Origin of the sequence: Photorhabdus kayaii, assembly GCF_025384895.1 — a bacterium.
GTDB classification, from domain to species: domain Bacteria; phylum Pseudomonadota; class Gammaproteobacteria; order Enterobacterales; family Enterobacteriaceae; genus Photorhabdus; species Photorhabdus kayaii.
In genome coordinates this window covers 24,403-41,975 of sequence record NZ_JAJAFZ010000043.1, presented here as the reverse complement: position 1 = coordinate 41,975, position 17,573 = coordinate 24,403, and the positions used below count along the sequence as shown (strand labels likewise).

The 17,573-nt window shown below is 40.1% G+C and carries 16 protein-coding genes and 3 tRNA genes; 10 read left to right on the top strand and 9 right to left on the bottom strand.

Annotated features, from left to right (window positions below):
- Positions 1-130: 130 nt before the first annotated feature.
- The 6 genes from LGZ98_RS15570 to uvrY all read right to left on the bottom strand — a co-directional run bounded on the left by LGZ98_RS15570 (position 131) and on the right by uvrY (position 3,695).
- A tRNA-Leu gene (locus LGZ98_RS15570) sits at positions 131-217 on the bottom strand.
- Positions 218-223: 6 nt separating this feature from the next.
- A tRNA-Cys gene (locus tag LGZ98_RS15565) sits at positions 224-297 on the bottom strand.
- A 90-nt stretch (positions 298-387) separates the two neighbouring features.
- Positions 388-463, bottom strand: a tRNA-Gly gene (locus tag LGZ98_RS15560).
- Positions 464-607: 144 nt separating this feature from the next.
- On the bottom strand, positions 608-1,156 hold the full coding sequence (gene pgsA, locus LGZ98_RS15555) for a CDP-diacylglycerol--glycerol-3-phosphate 3-phosphatidyltransferase (protein WP_049581866.1): 549 nt from the start codon (positions 1,154-1,156) through the stop codon (positions 608-610).
- Positions 1,157-1,213: 57 nt separating this feature from the next.
- Positions 1,214-3,046: an excinuclease ABC subunit UvrC gene (gene uvrC / locus LGZ98_RS15550; protein WP_113040719.1), complete on the bottom strand. Its 1,833-nt coding sequence runs from the start codon at positions 3,044-3,046 to the stop codon at positions 1,214-1,216.
- Entirely contained in the window at positions 3,030-3,695 is a 666-nt protein-coding gene (uvrY, locus tag LGZ98_RS15545; protein ID WP_113040788.1) for a UvrY/SirA/GacA family response regulator transcription factor, read from the bottom strand. The genes uvrC and uvrY overlap by 17 nt, the downstream gene beginning before the upstream one ends.
- Before the next feature lie 499 nt (positions 3,696-4,194).
- Between uvrY and LGZ98_RS15540 the strand changes: the two genes are divergently transcribed.
- The 10 genes from LGZ98_RS15540 (at position 4,195) to phoH (ending at position 13,165) form a co-directional block, all read left to right on the top strand.
- Entirely contained in the window at positions 4,195-4,419 is a 225-nt protein-coding gene (locus tag LGZ98_RS15540) for a DUF2594 family protein (protein WP_113040718.1), read from the top strand.
- 236 nt (positions 4,420-4,655) lie between these two features.
- Positions 4,656-5,084, top strand: a complete 429-nt coding sequence (locus tag LGZ98_RS15535) for a universal stress protein (protein WP_113040717.1) — start codon at positions 4,656-4,658, stop codon at positions 5,082-5,084.
- A gap of 163 nt (positions 5,085-5,247) precedes the next feature.
- Complete coding sequence (locus LGZ98_RS15530; protein ID WP_113040716.1) at positions 5,248-5,586, top strand: hypothetical protein; 339 nt, start codon at positions 5,248-5,250, stop codon at positions 5,584-5,586.
- 242 nt (positions 5,587-5,828) lie between these two features.
- Positions 5,829-6,266, top strand: a complete 438-nt coding sequence (locus LGZ98_RS15525) for a universal stress protein (protein WP_113040715.1) — start codon at positions 5,829-5,831, stop codon at positions 6,264-6,266.
- Between the two features lie 294 nt (positions 6,267-6,560).
- Entirely contained in the window at positions 6,561-7,256 is a 696-nt protein-coding gene (aqpZ, locus tag LGZ98_RS15520; protein ID WP_228903146.1) for an aquaporin Z, read from the top strand.
- Between the two features lie 319 nt (positions 7,257-7,575).
- Positions 7,576-8,295 (top strand): phage tail protein, encoded by a 720-nt coding sequence (locus LGZ98_RS15515; protein ID WP_262978262.1) that lies wholly within the window; start codon positions 7,576-7,578, stop codon positions 8,293-8,295.
- A gap of 21 nt (positions 8,296-8,316) precedes the next feature.
- Positions 8,317-8,943, top strand: a complete 627-nt coding sequence (locus LGZ98_RS15510) for a tail fiber assembly protein (protein ID WP_113040712.1) — start codon at positions 8,317-8,319, stop codon at positions 8,941-8,943.
- A gap of 287 nt (positions 8,944-9,230) precedes the next feature.
- Entirely contained in the window at positions 9,231-10,529 is a 1,299-nt protein-coding gene (locus LGZ98_RS15505; protein ID WP_113040711.1) for a phage tail fiber protein, read from the top strand.
- Between the two features lie 378 nt (positions 10,530-10,907).
- Positions 10,908-11,891, top strand: coding sequence for an endonuclease (locus LGZ98_RS15500; protein ID WP_387491251.1), 984 nt, complete (start codon positions 10,908-10,910; stop codon positions 11,889-11,891).
- Positions 11,892-12,373: 482 nt separating this feature from the next.
- Positions 12,374-13,165 (top strand): phosphate starvation-inducible protein PhoH, encoded by a 792-nt coding sequence (phoH, locus tag LGZ98_RS15495; RefSeq protein WP_113040709.1) that lies wholly within the window; start codon positions 12,374-12,376, stop codon positions 13,163-13,165.
- Positions 13,166-13,433: 268 nt separating this feature from the next.
- Here the strand turns inward: phoH and LGZ98_RS15490 are convergent, their stop codons facing one another.
- From LGZ98_RS15490 to LGZ98_RS15480, 3 genes are all read right to left on the bottom strand, one after another.
- Positions 13,434-14,180: a hypothetical protein gene (locus tag LGZ98_RS15490; protein WP_113040708.1), complete on the bottom strand. Its 747-nt coding sequence runs from the start codon at positions 14,178-14,180 to the stop codon at positions 13,434-13,436.
- Positions 14,177-16,096 (bottom strand): lipase family protein, encoded by a 1,920-nt coding sequence (locus tag LGZ98_RS15485; RefSeq protein ID WP_262978261.1) that lies wholly within the window; start codon positions 16,094-16,096, stop codon positions 14,177-14,179. The genes LGZ98_RS15490 and LGZ98_RS15485 overlap by 4 nt, the downstream gene beginning before the upstream one ends.
- Positions 16,097-16,622: 526 nt before the next feature.
- On the bottom strand, positions 16,623-17,456 hold the full coding sequence (locus LGZ98_RS15480; RefSeq protein WP_228902294.1) for a siderophore-interacting protein: 834 nt from the start codon (positions 17,454-17,456) through the stop codon (positions 16,623-16,625).
- Positions 17,457-17,573: the final 117 nt, after the last annotated feature.

Sequence of the window (17,573 nt, the reverse complement as noted above, 5' to 3'; positions counted from 1 at the left end):
GTGCCAAAGTAAAAATATAGCGAAAAGATATAGTGAATGAATAGTGAAGTGTGATTTGTATCAACAAAAAAGCCACCTTGCGGTGGCCTTTTCTTTTTCCTAACTCACTGTTTTACAGTAAGTTTCTATATGGTGCCCAGGGCGGGACTTGAACCCGCACAGCCTTAAGGCCGAGGGATTTTAAATCCCTTGTGTCTACCGATTTCACCACCTGGGCTGAATTTGGAGGCGCGTCCCGGAGTCGAACCGAGGTTGACGGATTTGCAATCCGCTGCATGGCCACTCTGCCAACGCGCCTTTCTATATTCAATGAATAATTATTCAACGAATAATTCAGCTACTAAACCTTTAGTCGCTAAGTTACTATCAAACTTCTGAACAGTAACTTGGAGCGGGAAACGAGACTCGAACTCGCGACCCCAACCTTGGCAAGGTTGTGCTCTACCAACTGAGCTATTCCCGCACCGCTTTGAACTGGCTGATTTACTTATTTGTTTTCGTAAATCTCATGTGCCGTTCGATGCGTTGCATTCTACTTACTTCACGTATCGAGTCAACACAATTATTGTTACGCTGTGTTTGTTCGATGGTTTTTACGTCATTTCGATCAAGCTTCACGCAAGTCAGACCAAGCCGCGTTTACATATTGAAACATTGACCAAAATGTCATCACCGTAGCAACATAAAGTAATATGAATCCGCCCAATTCGAATTCAAAATTAGGGCGCCATAATAAAGCAACTAACGCCGCCATCTGTGCTGTCGTTTTTACCTTACCCATCCAGGAAACGGCAACACTACTGCGTTTGCCTAATTCAGCCATCCATTCTCTGAGAGAAGAGATGATAATTTCACGCGCTATCATGGTTGCTGCGGGGAGGGTTATCCACCATGTATGATAGTGTTCGGAAACTAAGACTAATGCGGCAGCAACCATGATTTTGTCCGCGACAGGATCAAGAAATGCGCCAAAGCGAGTTGTCTGTTTCCAAAGGCGCGCGAGGAAACCGTCAAACCAGTCTGTCGCCGCAGCGACAATAAAAATTATGGCACAAACCATCGGCGCCCATGTGAATGGCAAATAGAATGCCAGGACAAAAAATGGGATCAGGACGATACGAAATAGAGTGAGCCATGTTGGTATATTTAATTGCATAGTGCTTCTTAACTATCTGGCTATAGTGGAATTTATAAGTATGGTGCATCAATGTACTTAGTGTTTCAATGCATTATAAATTTTTTCTGCTAATGCATAGGAAATAGTCGGTACTTTTGCGATCTCTTCGACACTTGCATTACGTAAAGGCTGCAAACCTCCCATGTATTTCAGTAACATTTGTCGGCGTTTTGGCCCAACGCCTTCAATAGATTCCAGCGTACTGGTGTTTCTAACTTTAGATCTACGTTGACGGTGCCCGGTTATTGCATGATTATGTGATTCGTCACGAATATGCTGAATCACATGCAGGGCAGGAGAGTCCGGCGGTAATGCGATACCTTTATCCTCCGTCGCGAAAAATAGTGTTTCAAGCCCGGCTTTGCGATCACTGCCTTTGGCAATGCCTATTAATTGAGGTCGCATTTTATCCCATTCAACATCAAGAGACTGAAAGACATCTATTGCCTGAGCTAATTGCCCTTTACCGCCATCGATGAAAATAATGTCGGGAATTTTTGACTCATCTAATGCTTTTCCGTATCGACGGCGTAATACTTGATTCATGGCAGCGTAATCATCACCGGGAGTAATACCACTGATATTATAGCGCCGGTATTCAGAACGTAGTGGACCATTGCTATCAAAGACGACACAGGATGCAACAGTTTGTTCCCCCATAGTGTGACTAATGTCAAAACATTCCATTCTCTGAATTTTTGCTAATTTAACTAATTTGGTGAGAGCGTCTAATCTTTGGTGAATAGTTGATTGTTGTGATAAGCGGGTTGCTAGGGCGATTGTTACATTTGTGCGGGCAAGTTTCAGATAACGGGCTTTATTTCCGCGGGGCCGGGTTTGAATATGAATTTTTCGCCCGGATATTTCAGATAAAGAATCAGACAAAATGTCTTTCTCTGGCAGAGTAAAATCCAGCAAAATTTCTGAGGGCAAAGTCCGATTTTGGCTGCCCTGTAAATAAAATTGACCAAGGAATGTTTGTACAATCTCATCAAGCTTTGTCCCAGTCGGGACTTTAGGATAGTAACTTCGGCTACCCAGTACTTTGCCCTGACGTATAAACAGTACATGCAGGCAAGCCATGCCCGCTTCAAAGGCAACACTGATAACATCGAGGTCATCGCCTGTTCCTGAAACAAATTGTCTTTCAGTAACCTGACGAACGGCCTGGATTTGATCACGGTATTTTGCTGCATCTTCAAATTTCAGTTGCTGGCTGGCTTGTTCCATTCGGTCAATTAATCTGGTTAAAACTTGCTGATCTTTGCCTGAAAGGAACAGACGAATATAATCAACTTGCTGCTGATATTCTTCTTCACTTACCAGCCCTTTAACGCAAGGCCCAAGGCAGCGGCCAATTTGATATTGCAGGCATGGCCGCGAGCGATTGCGGTAGACGCTATCTTCACATTGTCGGATAGGAAAAAGTTTTTGCAGTAAGATTAATGATTCTCGTACCGCATGAGCGTTTGGAAATGGGCCGAAATATTCACCTTTGAAATGTTTAGCTCCCCGATGCATTGTCAGTCGTGGGTGTTTATCTGCGCTGAGAAAAATGTAAGGGTAGGATTTGTCATCTCGCAGTAAAACGTTATATCGGGGTTGATAGAGCTTAATGTAATTATGCTCCAGCAGCAGTGCTTCAGTTTCGGTATGCGTAACTGTAACATCTATTTGAACAATATTTTTAACCAGAGATTCGGTTTTACGACTGGCGATCTGTGTGCGAAAGTAGCTGGCAAGCCGTTTTTTTAAATCCTTGGCTTTACCGACATAAATAACCGTGCCTGAGGTGTCATACATACGATAAACGCCAGGCTGACTGGTTACTGTTTTTAAAAATGTTTTTGAATCAAATTGTTCCGTCACTATTTAATAGACTCTCTGTGTCGAATAGCCCATAACGTATTGCTATATGTGTTAATTCTACATCACCGCTGATATTTAGTTTACTAAACATTCGGTAGCGATAGCTATTAACGGTTTTTGGGCTGAGATTAAGTTGTTCAGAGATATCGTTCACCTTTTGTCCTTTCGTGATCATCAGCATAATCTGTAATTCACGATCAGACAGACAACTTAATGGATTGTCTTGCTGTGGGCTAATTTGGCTAAGGGCCATCTGTTGAGCAATATCGGGAGCAATATAGCGCTGGCCGGCATTAACTGCACGAATTGCATTAACCATGTCTTGAGAGGTCGAGGCTTTACTGAGATATCCTCTGGCGCCAGCCTGCATCACCTTCATTGGTAAAGGGTTTTCAGTATAGACAGTCAACATGATGACACGGACATCGGGACAATAACGTAGGATTCTTTTTGTCGCCTCCAGGCCACCAATGCCTGGCATGTTCATATCCATTAACACGATATCTACTTTATTAGCTCGGCACCATTTTATCGCATCTTCACCACAATTAGCTTCTCCTACTACGGTTATTCCTTTTACGTCATCAAGAATACGTTTTACACCAACTCTGATCAGCTCATGATCATCGACTAACAAAATATTTATCAAAAAAGTGTCTCCAACTGGCTCTATATGCTCATACATGAGCTTCATTGATATACCCGTTATCTTTCAAATTGCCTCTTTGTTGGCTGTACTCACTTACCCTGGCCACATCGTTCGTTATGCTTCCGGCGATTGGCTCCCTTACCGTCGCGATGCATCTTGAAATCCATAAGGTATAGTAAAGATTATATAAAACAATAAAATAGATAGATTATCCTAAAAGTTCATCAGAAATGTGAATATTATACTTATCTCCTCCAAAGACAAAAGAGAATTATTTTATATGATAACAAGTGTTATTTATTTGAAATCAGAATGTCCTATATATTCTGATTATGATAAAATTAATAACTAAATAAATATTTATAAAACAAATGGCTTTAACAATAATTTAACGTTTTTTGGCGTAGATCTATTTGGAAAATGTATAAAAATAGGGGGTGAATTATGTGGTATAATTATTATTTTCATAACGTAATTAATACGTAAACAGGTAACGACTATGAATAAAATCGATTTAATTCCTTCATCTGATACTGAAACCTTGGCAACAGAGGTGACATGTTTGAAAGTTCTGTTGGCTTCTATGCTTAAAACTATGGGGCAAGCTCATGCAGGGAAAGTTGTACTGAATTTGGAACATGTTATTGCAGAAATGGGCGATGAAAAACAGGCTAAGATATTTGAAAATACCGTTCAGCAAATAAAAGTGTTATATCGGCAGTGAGGTAGGGTCTCAGGGGTTAATGTTATTGCCCCTGTACATATCCCACTTTTGCTACCTATTTAATGATCATAACTATATGAAACTAAAGGTGTAAGGTAAATAAATTAAAAATGATATTAATTGTCTGGTTATAGATAAAGGTGTGGGAAGAGGAAAATAGCTCATAGTAATTAACAGGATATAGCGTATACTAAATGTAGTAGTCTGGTTTGGTATGTAAATATAGGAGCGTGCGTATGTACAAAACTATTTTAGTACCGGTAGATATTTCAGAAGATGAACTAACGAGTAAAGCGGTTAAGCATGCACTGTCTTTAGCAAAAGAAACAGGTGCGAAGCTCCATATTCTTCATGTACTGCCAATTTCATCCGCGATTGTTAACGCATATTCGTTGGGATATGATGAAATTAAGGATAAAGCGACAATTAAAGCCGAAGATGATTTGAAAACGCTGCTTGATACCATCGATTTTCCTGCTGACAGGTTATCCTATTCCATTGCATTTGGGTCGCCAAGAGATGAAATAACAGCAGCAGCGACAGAAATTAATGCTGATCTTATCGTTATTGGCTCTAGAAGGCCCAATATTACAACGCACTTATTAGGATCTAATGCATCAGGTGTTGTCAAATATTCGACAACATCTGTTTTGGTTATCAGGTAAGGTGGTTAAAACGTAATGAGAGAGATTGATTAGCCATCTTCGGATGGCTTGCTATATATGTCTTAGCTAACGCTGTGTTGCACTATTTTTATTAAATTTGCTCTGATTTCATTTTCATTGAGATTGCATAAGATTTCGTAGAATTGTTGAGGATGCAATAATTGTGGAAAAATTTACTGATAAACTGATTCGTTTGGACCATTTTTTATGGCGGGTGGTGCGTTTTTACCTTATTGCTGCAACGTTTTTCTTTATTGGAATAATTCCGGGTGTCCTGGGGTTTTACCTGATAGAGGGGCATACATTTTCTGAATCTTTGCTTAATGCTTTATCTATGCTGGGATCGCAGGGTTTAGATCCCGTCCCTATTAGTTTACCCGGTAAATATTTTATTGCCATATATGGGGTATTTTTGGAAAGTGTGTTCTTTATTACTTTGGGGCTTGTTGTCACACCTTTCATTCATCGAATATTACATAAGTGGCATCTTAATTCTGAGTGATTGAAAATAGAGCTATACGGTAATTTATTTGATTTAGTTAAACAACTCACAACAAATAATGTAATAGTTTATACCCTATGGATTTCAAGATGCATCGCGGCGGCAAGGGAGTGAATCCCCGGGAGCATAGATAACGATGTGACCGGGGTGAGCGAGTGCAGCCAACAAAGAGGCAACTTGAAAGATGACGGGTATATACCCTATGAAGTAGTTAGGTTTGGTATATAAATATAGGAGTACGTATGTACAAAACGATTTTAGTGCCAGTGGATATTTCAGAAGATGAGTTGACCGATAAAGCGATTGCACATGCAGAGTATTTAGCGAAGTTATCTGATGCTAATATACATCTTTTCCATGCCGTTCCTGACATATCAAGATTTTCAATTAGTTATAGTGACCATTATGACTTGCTCAACTCTTTTGCCAAGAAATCTATTGCAAGATCAGAAGAGGAATTGGCAAAAGTGGCTGAGAAAATAGACTTGCCAAAAGAGCGAGTCTCTTTCTCCGTAGCCTTTGGGTCACCGAGGGATAAAGTATTATCGACAGCAGATGAGATTAAAGCAGATTTAATTGTTATTGGTTCCCGGCGGCCTAATATTTCCACCCATTTATTGGGTTCAAACGCTTCAGGGATTGTTGGATATGCAAATATTTCAGTTTTGGTAGTCAGATGAATGACTTATACCCTATGGATTTCAAGATGCATCGCGACGGCGGGGAGCAGTCACAACAGAATATTGAACTTATTTTGGTGATAATTGATTTTAAGCTATCCATTTTTTACCAAAAAGTTGATCTGCACAGGATAGATGTTGCATAAAATCCCTGATTAAAGTGAATATCAGGCAAAGATGCCACAAGAATCAGCAACTTATGCGGTTATAGTAAAAATAAGCATGATTTTAATTTATTGGCTATAGTTAATTTCAGCAAGGTGACTCGTTTTGATAACTGGATGAGGACAAAACATGTTAAGAAAATTGGCGGCTGAATTACTTGGAACTTTTGTTCTGGTTTTTGGGGGATGTGGTAGTGTTGTATTCGCTGCGGCATTTCCTGAATTAGGGATTGGTTTTGTCGGTGTATCTTTGGCATTTGGCTTAACAGTATTGACGATGATATATGCTGTTGGGCATATTTCTGGCGGGCATTTTAATCCCGCTGTAACAATTGGTCTTTGGGCTGGTGGTCGTTTCAGGGCAGTGGAGGTTATTCCTTATATTATTTCTCAAGTTATAGGTGGTATTCTTGCTGGCGCGGTATTATATGTTATTGCCAGTGGGCAGGCGGGTTTTGATGCGACCACGAGTGGTTTTGCAGCAAATGGTTTTGGTGAACATTCACCAGGTGGATTCTCGCTTCAATCGGCTATTGTGGCTGAAATTGTTTTAACGGCTATTTTCTTAATTGTTATTATTGGTGCGACAGATAGACGAGCACCTCCGGGCTTTGCGCCATTAGCAATAGGTTTGGCGCTGGTTTTAATTAATTTGATTAGCATTCCTATTACTAACACGTCAGTCAATCCGGCACGAAGCACGGCTGTTGCGATATTCCAGAATACCTGGGCTTTAGAGCAGTTATGGTTTTTCTGGGTGATGCCAATTATTGGTGGGATTGTTGGAGGGGGAATTTACAGGTTATTATTTGCTGAAAAACAATGATTTTTACTGGTGAGTTACCTTGCTTAAGGCCACGCTGTAGTGTGGTCTTTTTACTTTTCAATGAAAGAACTTTTTGTCACTATTATTTTTTCATTTGTTTTAATAAAGGTAGGAAATATTATCATGAAGATTTATTGCAATGTGTTGGATGATTATTACTGCCAATTATACAAAAATAATTAACCCTATAAGTTATAAAATAAATTTCATTATTCCTTTCCTGAACTAGACTATAATCATCGCCAATTGAGATAGGCTATCTGTACGACTATTTAATATATTTATTACTGAATGATATTATTGAATTTAAGAGGAGTATATGAGCCAAAGAAATGATTTTAAAGCCTTTTCTATTAGTGAGAATGCTAATGTAGTGAGTCAAGAAAAATATGAAGAAAGCCAGAATTTAAAGACGGGGTTTCCACCTGAGAATGTTTCTACTCATGTATTAAATAAGGTATTACGCCAATCCTCAACAATATCGTCTGTTGTGGCTAATTTTATTGCGACACAATCTGGTGAAGATATACTGGATGATGGTGATATAGCTAAACTGACCGTGCTATTTAATAGCGCTTTAGATAAAGCTTTAGAGCAAAAAGCTTCAAATATTTCCGGTACCCCTGTTGGTTCTCCTATTCCGTGGCCGTTACCCCATCCACCTTCCGGTTATTTTACTTGTAATGGTTCCGCTTTTAGTAGATCACAGTATTCGAAGTTAGCAGAAGCTTATCCTGACGGTAGATTACCTGATTTAAGAGGCGAGTTTATTCGTGGTTGGGATGATGGTCGTGGTGTTGATGGTGGCCGTGTTATTTTAAGCGCACAGACTGACAACACAAAAAGAATACAACTTACGAAAGGACTCCCTGATGGGCAATTTCTTTCTAGTTATCAAGGTCCTGTAGATAGATACCAGTTCCCTCTGGGGCGTGATGTACTTGATAGTGCCACTGTTACATCAATTGCTAACAATACAAGCGGTCATGAAACCCGCCCCCGCAATATCGCATTTAACTATATCGTAAAAGCAGAATAATATCGTAAAGGCAGAATAATAATGACACAAGAAAATATCTTAAATTCAGAAACCGCTGTATTAGGTGAAGATGGATTAGCGACTCAAGCTGGCTGGATAAAAGTTTATCATGCTAATCCCTATTCGAGAGAATTCTCTGGTAGTGATTTCGAATATGTTGCGGAAGGCGTCGGTTTGTCAGCGCATTCTTATTTAGACGCGCCAGATTTGCCAGATTCTGATGATATGGCTGTGCGTCGCAGTGAGGACGGGAGTTATTGGGAAATTGTTCCTGACCACCGTGGAAAAATAGCTTACAACACGCAAGTGGGTGCACAGGAAGAAGTGGCTGCGCTGGGTGAATTACCAGAAACATTAACATTTGAACAACCGTCCACCGATTTTGATCAATGGGATGGTGAAAAATGGGTAACGGACTTTGAAGCTCAAAAAATCAGTCAAATTGAACAGGCAGAACAACAGCGTGCTATTTTTCGTCGGCAAGCTGATGAAGCCATCACGGTATTGCAATATGCGGTTGAAACTGAAATGGCCTCAGAAGCGGAAAAAACTTTATTGCTAGATTGGAAAAAGTATTTGGTATTACTGCGTCGGGTTGATGTTTCATCGGCACCAGATATTAATTGGCCTGAAAAGCCGCAAGAATAATACCATTAAAGTTTTATAATTCTTAAATATTAACGAAGCACTGGTTTTTAATCAGTGCTTTGATTGGAAAATTTGTATGAAAGTCCATATAAAAATGAACTCTGGTCTGTGAAATTTATTTGGTTATCGATTTTAAATGTATTTTTGCTAAAAGTGGAGGGCGGTCAGTAAGGATATTTTTATTATTTTTTATAATTAGACTATAACTGATGTGAATTATGGAGAATTATTTTTAATAATTCGATTTATTGACTGTAAATGAACATTATTTAATTTGGGGAAGGTATATGAGTAAAAATGATTTTAAAGCTTTTGCTATTGATAGTAACGCTAATGTGCCCAGTCAACAAAACTATGAAACAGATCCGAATTTGCCGCGTGGGTTTCCAGACAGGCAGTATATTGATAATTACATATTAAATAAGATATTTCGTCAAACATCAACAATAACATCGGTTGTAGCTGATTTTATTGCGACACAAACTGGTGAGGATGTTTTAGATGATGGTAATGTCACTAAACTCACTGCACAGTTAAATAAAGCTTTAGAACAGAAAGCGATAACAGGAATTCCCAATGCTTCATTAACACAAAAAGGTATTGTGCAACTTACCGATGTGATGGGTGATAGTGATACATTGGCAGTGACGCAACAGTTGATTAAGGAAATAGTTAATTCATTACTTGGAAATATTAATACTAGAGTACCTGATAGCCGGAAAATAAACGGTAAGGCGTTGACTGGGGATATCAATCTGACTGCGGCGGATGTGGGTGCGGTATCAACTAATAATGCAATGCTTTCAATGGGTTTTGCTCGTTTGGATGGATTGGAAAATTTATACGATGGTTGTGCCGGATATGGACCCAACGCGCCATTCGTCACTAAATATGGATTGCCACTTGGTGGGTATGGCGTTCAGTTAAGATTTAGTAATGTAAATGGCTTATCAAGTGAAGGCGTGTATGGTGTATGGAGCCATAGGCTGGTTTTCGAGCATGAAGGCAATACATATCGTACAGATAGCATAAATAGCGATAGCAACAGACAAGCTACCCGTAAGTTTTGGGACGATAAGAACGCTAAACCAGACACCAACGGATACCTCAAGAAAGCCTCTCCGATAATAGAAATTTACCCTGATGGCACATTCTCGACTAATGACGAATCCGAAGGTGCAGAAGTGATAAAACAGGGGACCGGTATATATCGTATATCAAATATCCTGGGCTATAACGCTGATGGTGGTTGGGGTGTTAATGGGGGTATTTCCGTTCCCCGCGACAACAATAATCTTGAACTGATTTTTGTTGATGATCACGTTCAACCTGACGGCTCTATTATTATTGAGACTTTCCATCGCCAACACGCACATTTACCGGAGAGATTTCAAAATTGGCGGCTCAAATCTATTGATGACAATGGCAACAAGATATTCTATCAAGATGGGGAACCCTGTGATATTCCCGATTCTTGCCGTTTAGATATTAGGGTCCAAATGCCAGAAGATTCACTCTGGAACTTGAATCGAAAGAAGTTACAGAAAGAAATGGCGAGTAGCAGCGCTTTTGGTCATAAATTGTAGATTGTAGTAAGACGGGGCCGTATATCGGCCCTGTATCTTATTTAGGCTTTTTGGCGCTTCAATATTAGGATGTTGACATTGAGCATCATTCTCTATTTTTTCATATTAATGGTGAGTGATATAACCGCTCGTTTTTAAAGCATATAGTTCATATGTTGATTTCATAATACCCAATTAATCATTCCGCTATAATAGGATAACCACTATCTTGTGATATCCCAACCTGTCTATTGAATAGTCTTTCTTTTTAAAAGAGCTGCTAAGAAGAAATGCAAAGAAACAATGTTTGTCTTATAGGTCGATTATGAGGCAATATAAAAGGTTAAAATCAGAATGATATTTTTATATAAGTAGGGGTTATCATTGAAACGTAAAGTTATTTTTTGGGCAATTCACATTGGGTGTTTCAGTTTAATTGCTCCTTTATCTTCTTTTGCCGCACCGGTTGCCTTTGAACAAGCTAAAGTTGAATTGCGTAAACGCATTTATCATGATCAATTTAAGTCAGAGACCGGGACACTTTATTGTGGTTGTCATTGGCAATGGACAGGTAAGAGCGGTGGACGCACAATCCTTTCTTCGTGTGGTTATCAAGTCAGGTCACAACAGAATCGTGCTGAACGAATTGAATGGGAACATATTGTTCCTGCCTGGGTTTTTGGTCATCAGCGGCAATGTTGGCGAAATGGTGGGAGGAAGAATTGTGTCTCTTCCGATCCTGTTTTCAGGGCAATGGAATCTGATATGCATAATTTGGCCCCATCAATTGGTGAGGTTAATGGCGATCGTAGTAATTTCAGTTATGGAATGTTACCGAAAAATATGCCGAATAGTTATGGTCGTTGTACCAGTAAAGTCGATTTTAAATCTCGAACGTTCGAACCGAGAGATGAAGTAAAAGGGCAGGTCGCTCGGATCAATTTTTATATGCACGATCGTTACAATCTTTCCATGTCCCGCCAACAACAGCAATTATTTATCGCTTGGGATCGTCAATATCCACCGAGTAAATGGGAGCAGGAGAGAGATAATCGAATTGCCGGTATTATGGGGCATCATAACCCTTTTGTTACCGGTGAACAGAAATGGCAATTGTGGCATAAAAACTCCGCCGCTGGCATTCCAAAAAGCGAGCAGAGAAAAGGGCAGAGAAATAGTCAAACAGATACCCAGAGACAACGGGTGTTATCTGATGCATCCTCTACAGGATTAATTAAAGGGAATAACAATAGCAAAATCTATCATTTTTCTCATTGTTCAGGTTATAAGATGATTCAGGAGAAGAACGCGGTCTATTTTAAAACAGAAACTGAAGCAAAAAATGCGGGTTTTCGATTGGCTGGAAACTGTAAGGGTACTTAATAAAACAGATAATTAACTATTTGCTCTGTTGTCATCAATAATAATATTATTGCCATCCGTTGAAGAAAAGTGCTTGCAGATAGTGACTTCTTTGCCGGATGGTAACGGAATGTATCAATACCATAGTAGTCAAATCAATAATGGCTACTATGATGTTAAGTAATTAGTGGTGTTAAGTCATTAGCTTATATTTAAGTCATATTATTCAATGAATTAAATTTCTCGCAAAACTAAATAAACGATACTGTCGATTATTTTTAATTGAGCGTCCCTGGCGTGTTTGTCATAACGGAGAGATTGTCATTATACTGTCATAATGATTCGTTATTTTTCACTAAATAGAAATAATGGTGAGTAACATTAATGATTGATATTCCGATAATATGCGAACCTGTGGGAAGCTCAGCGTCATTAAATAACGTAGTTATTGTATCGGTGATATGACACCGGATGGGTGAAAACAACGATAAGGTGATACTGCTATGAGTAGACAGAAAGCAGTGATTAAATCACGTCGAGAAGCAAAACGGATGATGAAAAGGGATTTGCGTCATCATCAATGTTATCAGGATGATAATGTGACTTCTCTGGTACAACTCGGTGGCGTAGAAGTCATTGGTATGGCACGTGATAAGCGGGATACTTCGGAAATTTTGCCACGGACTGAAACGCAACGGCGTTATATGCGTGCAATAAATTATAAAAAACTGATTATTGCCAGTGGGGAGGCGGGTTGCGGTAAAACGTTTATCAGTACGGCAATGGCTGCGGATGCGTTGATTAATAAGGAAATTGATAGGATCATCGTCACCCGTCCTGTATTACAGGTGGATGAAGATCTCGGTTTTTTGCCCGGAGATATGGCTGAAAAATTTGCACCCTATTTCCGACCGGTTTATGACGTTTTATTAAAACGCATGGGTGCATCGTTTCTGCAATATTGCTTGCGGCCTGAAATTGGCAAAGTAGAAATTGCGCCTTTTGCCTATATGCGGGGCAGAACATTTGAAAATGCATTTGTGATCTTGGATGAAGCCCAGAATGTGACGATCAATCAAATGAAAATGTTTCTGACCCGGCTTGGGGAAAATGTTACTGTGATTGTAAATGGTGATATAAGTCAATGCGATTTGCCGGTTGGAGTCGTATCAGGATTGCGTGATGCACTGGAAAGATTTTCAGATGATGAAATCGTCAGTGTTATCCATTTTAATCAAGAGGATTGTGTTCGTTCTCAACTGTGCCAGAAAACGTTATTAGCTTATTGTAAATAACTGATGGAAATATGCCGTGGGGGCTTTTGCAAGAGCGCCTCACGGCGTGATCCTTGATTATTCCGCCTATTTTAAATCCTTTACCTTTACTGTTTAATTTTGGATATATACCCTATGGATTTCAAGATGCATCGCGACGGCAAGGGAGTGAATCCCCGGGAGCATAGGTAACTATGTGACCGGGGTGAGCGAGTGCAGCCAACAAAGGGGCAACTTGAAAGATGACGGGTATAGATAAACTGGTGATATAACCTGAATGGCACTACTTCTACTTTATTTTCCAGTAATCAATAGAGTCTCTGTTTAAATCAATTCTGCCATCAGGATATTCAACTCTTGAAGGTTCTTTACCTGGTGGGATAATAATTTTAGGCATTTTGGTTTCATCTAATTTAGGTTTATAGGTAATTTTCCATTCCGCTCCTGGAGTTAATTTCAACCTAAAAGGATACGTATCCACCACGCCCTGCAAGAAAATTCTATTTGGACGCCCATCAACCACTTTTAATACAGGGTAAATAACCGGGCTGAAATCTATAGTATTCAATGCTGCAATTTCGCTAATATTTGTTTGAGTCGCGTCGTTGATAAATGCAGTTAATCCTGTTCCCTCGTACGGAACAGCATCTTTTACCAAATGACTGACATCGGTATAACTCACTGATACAAAGGCTCTATCAATCTTCCATTTACACCAACCTCCACCACTAAAAGGCAATTTTGCCTGAAAGTAACCAGTTTTCGCATCAGCTTTTACATCCAAACCTAGGCTATGATAAGTCGGTACTTTAAAAGGCGACATACCCGCATCAAATTGATATTTTAAGCAATCTTTTGACTTATATATAGCTGCTACATATGGCTCAGTGTGCTTCGGAGCCACTCCTTCTACCGTAATCAACTGCCCTTTTCCGGCAGATGAAAAGGGAAGCAGCCAGTTAAAAAAGGTGTCACCAAACGCCCAGTAAATAAAATAGAGAAATAATAAGGACAGCGTTATCTTCAATATTTTCATACGGACAGTTCCTGTTTATCACAGTAATGCTGTAAGGCCAGTTCCTCTTGTTCTTCCTGCTGGCTGACCGTCAGTGATTTTATTAACTGCTTATCCATATCCAGAAAATAGAGATTTCGGTAGTAAACATTGTCAGGGATAAGCATCTTATAACTGTCCATTTTCGCCTTAAATTGACGCTGACTGTCCTGATAGACCGTAATCTTATCCGGTTCACATAACTCTCTGAGGCGCTTGTCAATATAACCCGCATATTTATACGAGCTATGATTAGAGAAACCGAATCCGCCTTTTAAATCAGCACTTCTGTTTTCAACAAACAGTTTGTCTTTTTCTTGTTGACTGAGCTGATTAAACAACGCATTTTGCCGCTCACCGGCCAGAGAAAAATCCTTTTCTGTTTCCTGATTTAACTCAGGAATTAAGTAGAGTTTTGTGGTGTTATCCAATATTTTTTCAGCAACACCGGCTATCAGGGAGGCATTCCGGGCGGAAATCAGCCATTCCGGGCAACTGTTGGCTTGAAAGAAATGAACCACTTTACCATGATGCAAATAGATTTCTTTATTGGCTGTCGCCTGTTTAATTGCCTGAATAATCGGTGACGGCGACAACAACTTCATAACCGCCCAGTCATACCCCGCTGGTGCCCAATAATTGAAAAAAACATTATCCATATCCTGCTCAAATGGCACAGAAGGGATTACATCATCTTCATTAACATGGCGATAGTGGATAATAGAAGACAATTCCTCTACTGCACTGCGAGTTAATGTTCTCGGCATTCCATAACTGTAAAGACAAGGATTGTGTTCTTTCAGTTGTGCGCTATGCAATAATGCCAGCGCCCCTCCCAGACTGTGGCCACAAATAAATAACTTCCCTTTTTTAGCCAAATCCAAGATATCACTGAATACTTCTTTCTTTTTATCACTAGGGACTATTAACTCTCCAACCAAATTAAATGCATCCCAGAACCCTTTGTGCACTTTACCACTGTAGATAAACCCACTACACAGAGATTTGTCATCATCGCAACTTAAAGACAATGGCTGGAAAGTGGCATCAGTCAGGTAATTATCCAGATTAGCCGTTCCTCGCCAACTAACAATCACATCTTTCTGACTGGCAGCATAAAACAGTTTGGTATCACCCTGTTTGTTGTTCCCCGCTTGTGAATCAATAAATTCCACCCGGGTATAACGTTCACTAAACGGCACATCGTAAACTACAGGTGTTGCTGACAATGTTTCCACTTTATAGGGCAATTTTGAAACATCCACCATTTGCCGGTTAAAAAAGTGTTTCACAGAGCCTGCTACATTGACATCCCCATCGGCATAGGCCAGCACGCTCATCAAACACTGGTTATAGGCATTAACAATGGAATACTCCTTCTGATGATGTAGCAGTAAAACCCAGGCCCGGAAAGGACACACCTCCAGAACATAACGACGATTTAACGGATGAACCCGATAGCCTTTTGGTTCCGGGTCCGGGAAATGATAGGGTGGCGGAATGTCTTTAGGGTCTTTCCAATCCTCAAATACCGGCAACCCATCACTAATCTGCCCGATAGTCACATAGCGATATTGATAGCCTTCGGCTTCTGCTTTTGGCTTCACCACTGAAAATTCCTCTCCCCGTTTTTCCCGCAACGGACGCTGTTCCATCTCATCGGCTAGCGGCTGAGCATTAATATATAGCGTCACCGGATGAGGCAACAGCTCCTCTTCTCTGAGCACACCAAAACCATCGGTTTTCCCTTGGCGCACATAACCTGGGGTTCCGTAACTGATCAGGCGATAAGGCATGTTGACCAGCGGCTTTCCCTGTTCATCCACCAACTGAAATTCCACCCAGTTTTTCAGAAACCGTTTACAATCAAAGCATAAGCGTGGATCTGATATAGCCATTAGTTTTACTTCCTTCTTTTAACGTTATTTCCCCGTCCGGCTATCAATCACCTTCACCATCATGCTGATGAAATCAGCATAAATATCCCGTCGGGAATAGCCGTGATTGATTGCGTCACTAAAGAAACAAGATAGTAAAAATCCTATTACCACAGATAAGAAACACCGCTTATGCTGTGAGTAATAGTGAGTTGAACGACAGGAAGACAGAATTGTATTCCCATCAATTAATCCCTTTGAATAAAGGGAACAGGAGTTGTAATTTCCTTCATACTGTCCATATGATGGAACTCAAGTTATGATTATTAAATCATCAGTAAATAGCAAGAGAAAATTTTCATTTTTTAAATCTATGAAAAAATAGATTTGTAAGAAAGTGTTACAAACTCAATAGGGATTGAGTTATCGTCAATCGCATTTCTTCGATTTTAAAAACCTCGTTTAAAGTGATGTTGCTGATAATATCAATATCGCTGATTCCCTCACTTTCTGATTGCAGTAAGTGAGGGGGGATTAAATAAGGTTCTTAATCGTCGCTATCCACCACTTCATGACGCAGGACATGATAACCTTCCTCATCAAAGCCATGCTTCCAATAAGGAATGGCATATAGCTGGTGGCGTTCATAGCCTTTTTCTCGGCGAATATAGCGACGAAGTTCTTTTACCAGCTTATCTTCACCAGCAAGCCAGAAAGTGACATCTTCTGTTGGTAATGACCAGGATTTGAATTCAGATATGATTTTGTCAGTTATTTCAACATCACCAGTGATCCAGTGAATGGCTATTCCTGCCGGTTTTTTTAATTCCTGAATATCTTGCTCACTTTCGATACGCATAATGACTTGCCCGGTCGCATCTGGTTTTACTGTTTCCAATAGCGCCGCAATAGCAGGCAGGGAGCTTGGGTCGCCGGCCATATAGTAGTGGCTGACTTTTGGCAGTAATGGATCTGGGCCACCGGGGTTAGTGATACCGATCCAGTCACCAATTTGGGCTCTATAAGCAAATTCCACTGCCGGGCCGCCATGGTGGTGTAGTGCAAATTCAATATCGATCTCTTTTTGTTCGGTACGAATAGCCCGAACCGAGTAAGTGCGCGTTATTGGGCGCAGTTCACTCGGCGGCCATATTGGGCCTTCTGGAGATAAAGTCGGTAACACCGGTTTGGTCTGCCCCGGAAGCGGTAAGAATATCTTTAAGTGTCCGCCTTCACATTCAGTGGGATAACTATCCAGACATTCACTGGTGAAAGTCATGCTGCGCATATTAGGTGTCACGTCGAAAATGTTTTTTACCTGAACAAGTCTAGGTGGTGCAGGCCGGTAAATGTTTTTTTCTTCAATTGTTCTATTGGTCACGTAAAATTCCTCTGGAAAACTTACCGAAGGTTATTATCTGATAAAGCCAATGTTAGTGTAACAGTAATTAACGCAAATGCTAATTATTATCATTCAACAAATTGCGTTGCCGTCAAT

Excerpts from the sequence above, each read along its gene's own strand:
- LGZ98_RS15540 (WP_113040718.1), top strand. The coding sequence starts at position 4,195 with ATGAATAAAATCGATTTAATTCCTTCATCTGATACTGAAACCTTGGCA.
- aqpZ (WP_228903146.1), top strand. The coding sequence starts at position 6,561 with ATGTTAAGAAAATTGGCGGCTGAATTACTTGGAACTTTTGTTCTGGTT.
- LGZ98_RS15535 (WP_113040717.1), top strand. The coding sequence starts at position 4,656 with ATGTACAAAACTATTTTAGTACCGGTAGATATTTCAGAAGATGAACTA.
- LGZ98_RS15525 (WP_113040715.1), top strand. The coding sequence starts at position 5,829 with ATGTACAAAACGATTTTAGTGCCAGTGGATATTTCAGAAGATGAGTTG.
- LGZ98_RS15485 (WP_262978261.1), bottom strand. The coding sequence starts at position 16,096 with ATGGCTATATCAGATCCACGCTTATGCTTTGATTGTAAACGGTTTCTG.
- LGZ98_RS15510 (WP_113040712.1), top strand. The coding sequence starts at position 8,317 with ATGACACAAGAAAATATCTTAAATTCAGAAACCGCTGTATTAGGTGAA.
- LGZ98_RS15490 (WP_113040708.1), bottom strand. The coding sequence starts at position 14,180 with ATGAAAATATTGAAGATAACGCTGTCCTTATTATTTCTCTATTTTATT.
- LGZ98_RS15515 (WP_262978262.1), top strand. The coding sequence starts at position 7,576 with ATGAGCCAAAGAAATGATTTTAAAGCCTTTTCTATTAGTGAGAATGCT.
- pgsA (WP_049581866.1), bottom strand. The coding sequence starts at position 1,156 with ATGCAATTAAATATACCAACATGGCTCACTCTATTTCGTATCGTCCTG.
- phoH (WP_113040709.1), top strand. The coding sequence starts at position 12,374 with ATGAGTAGACAGAAAGCAGTGATTAAATCACGTCGAGAAGCAAAACGG.
- LGZ98_RS15505 (WP_113040711.1), top strand. The coding sequence starts at position 9,231 with ATGAGTAAAAATGATTTTAAAGCTTTTGCTATTGATAGTAACGCTAAT.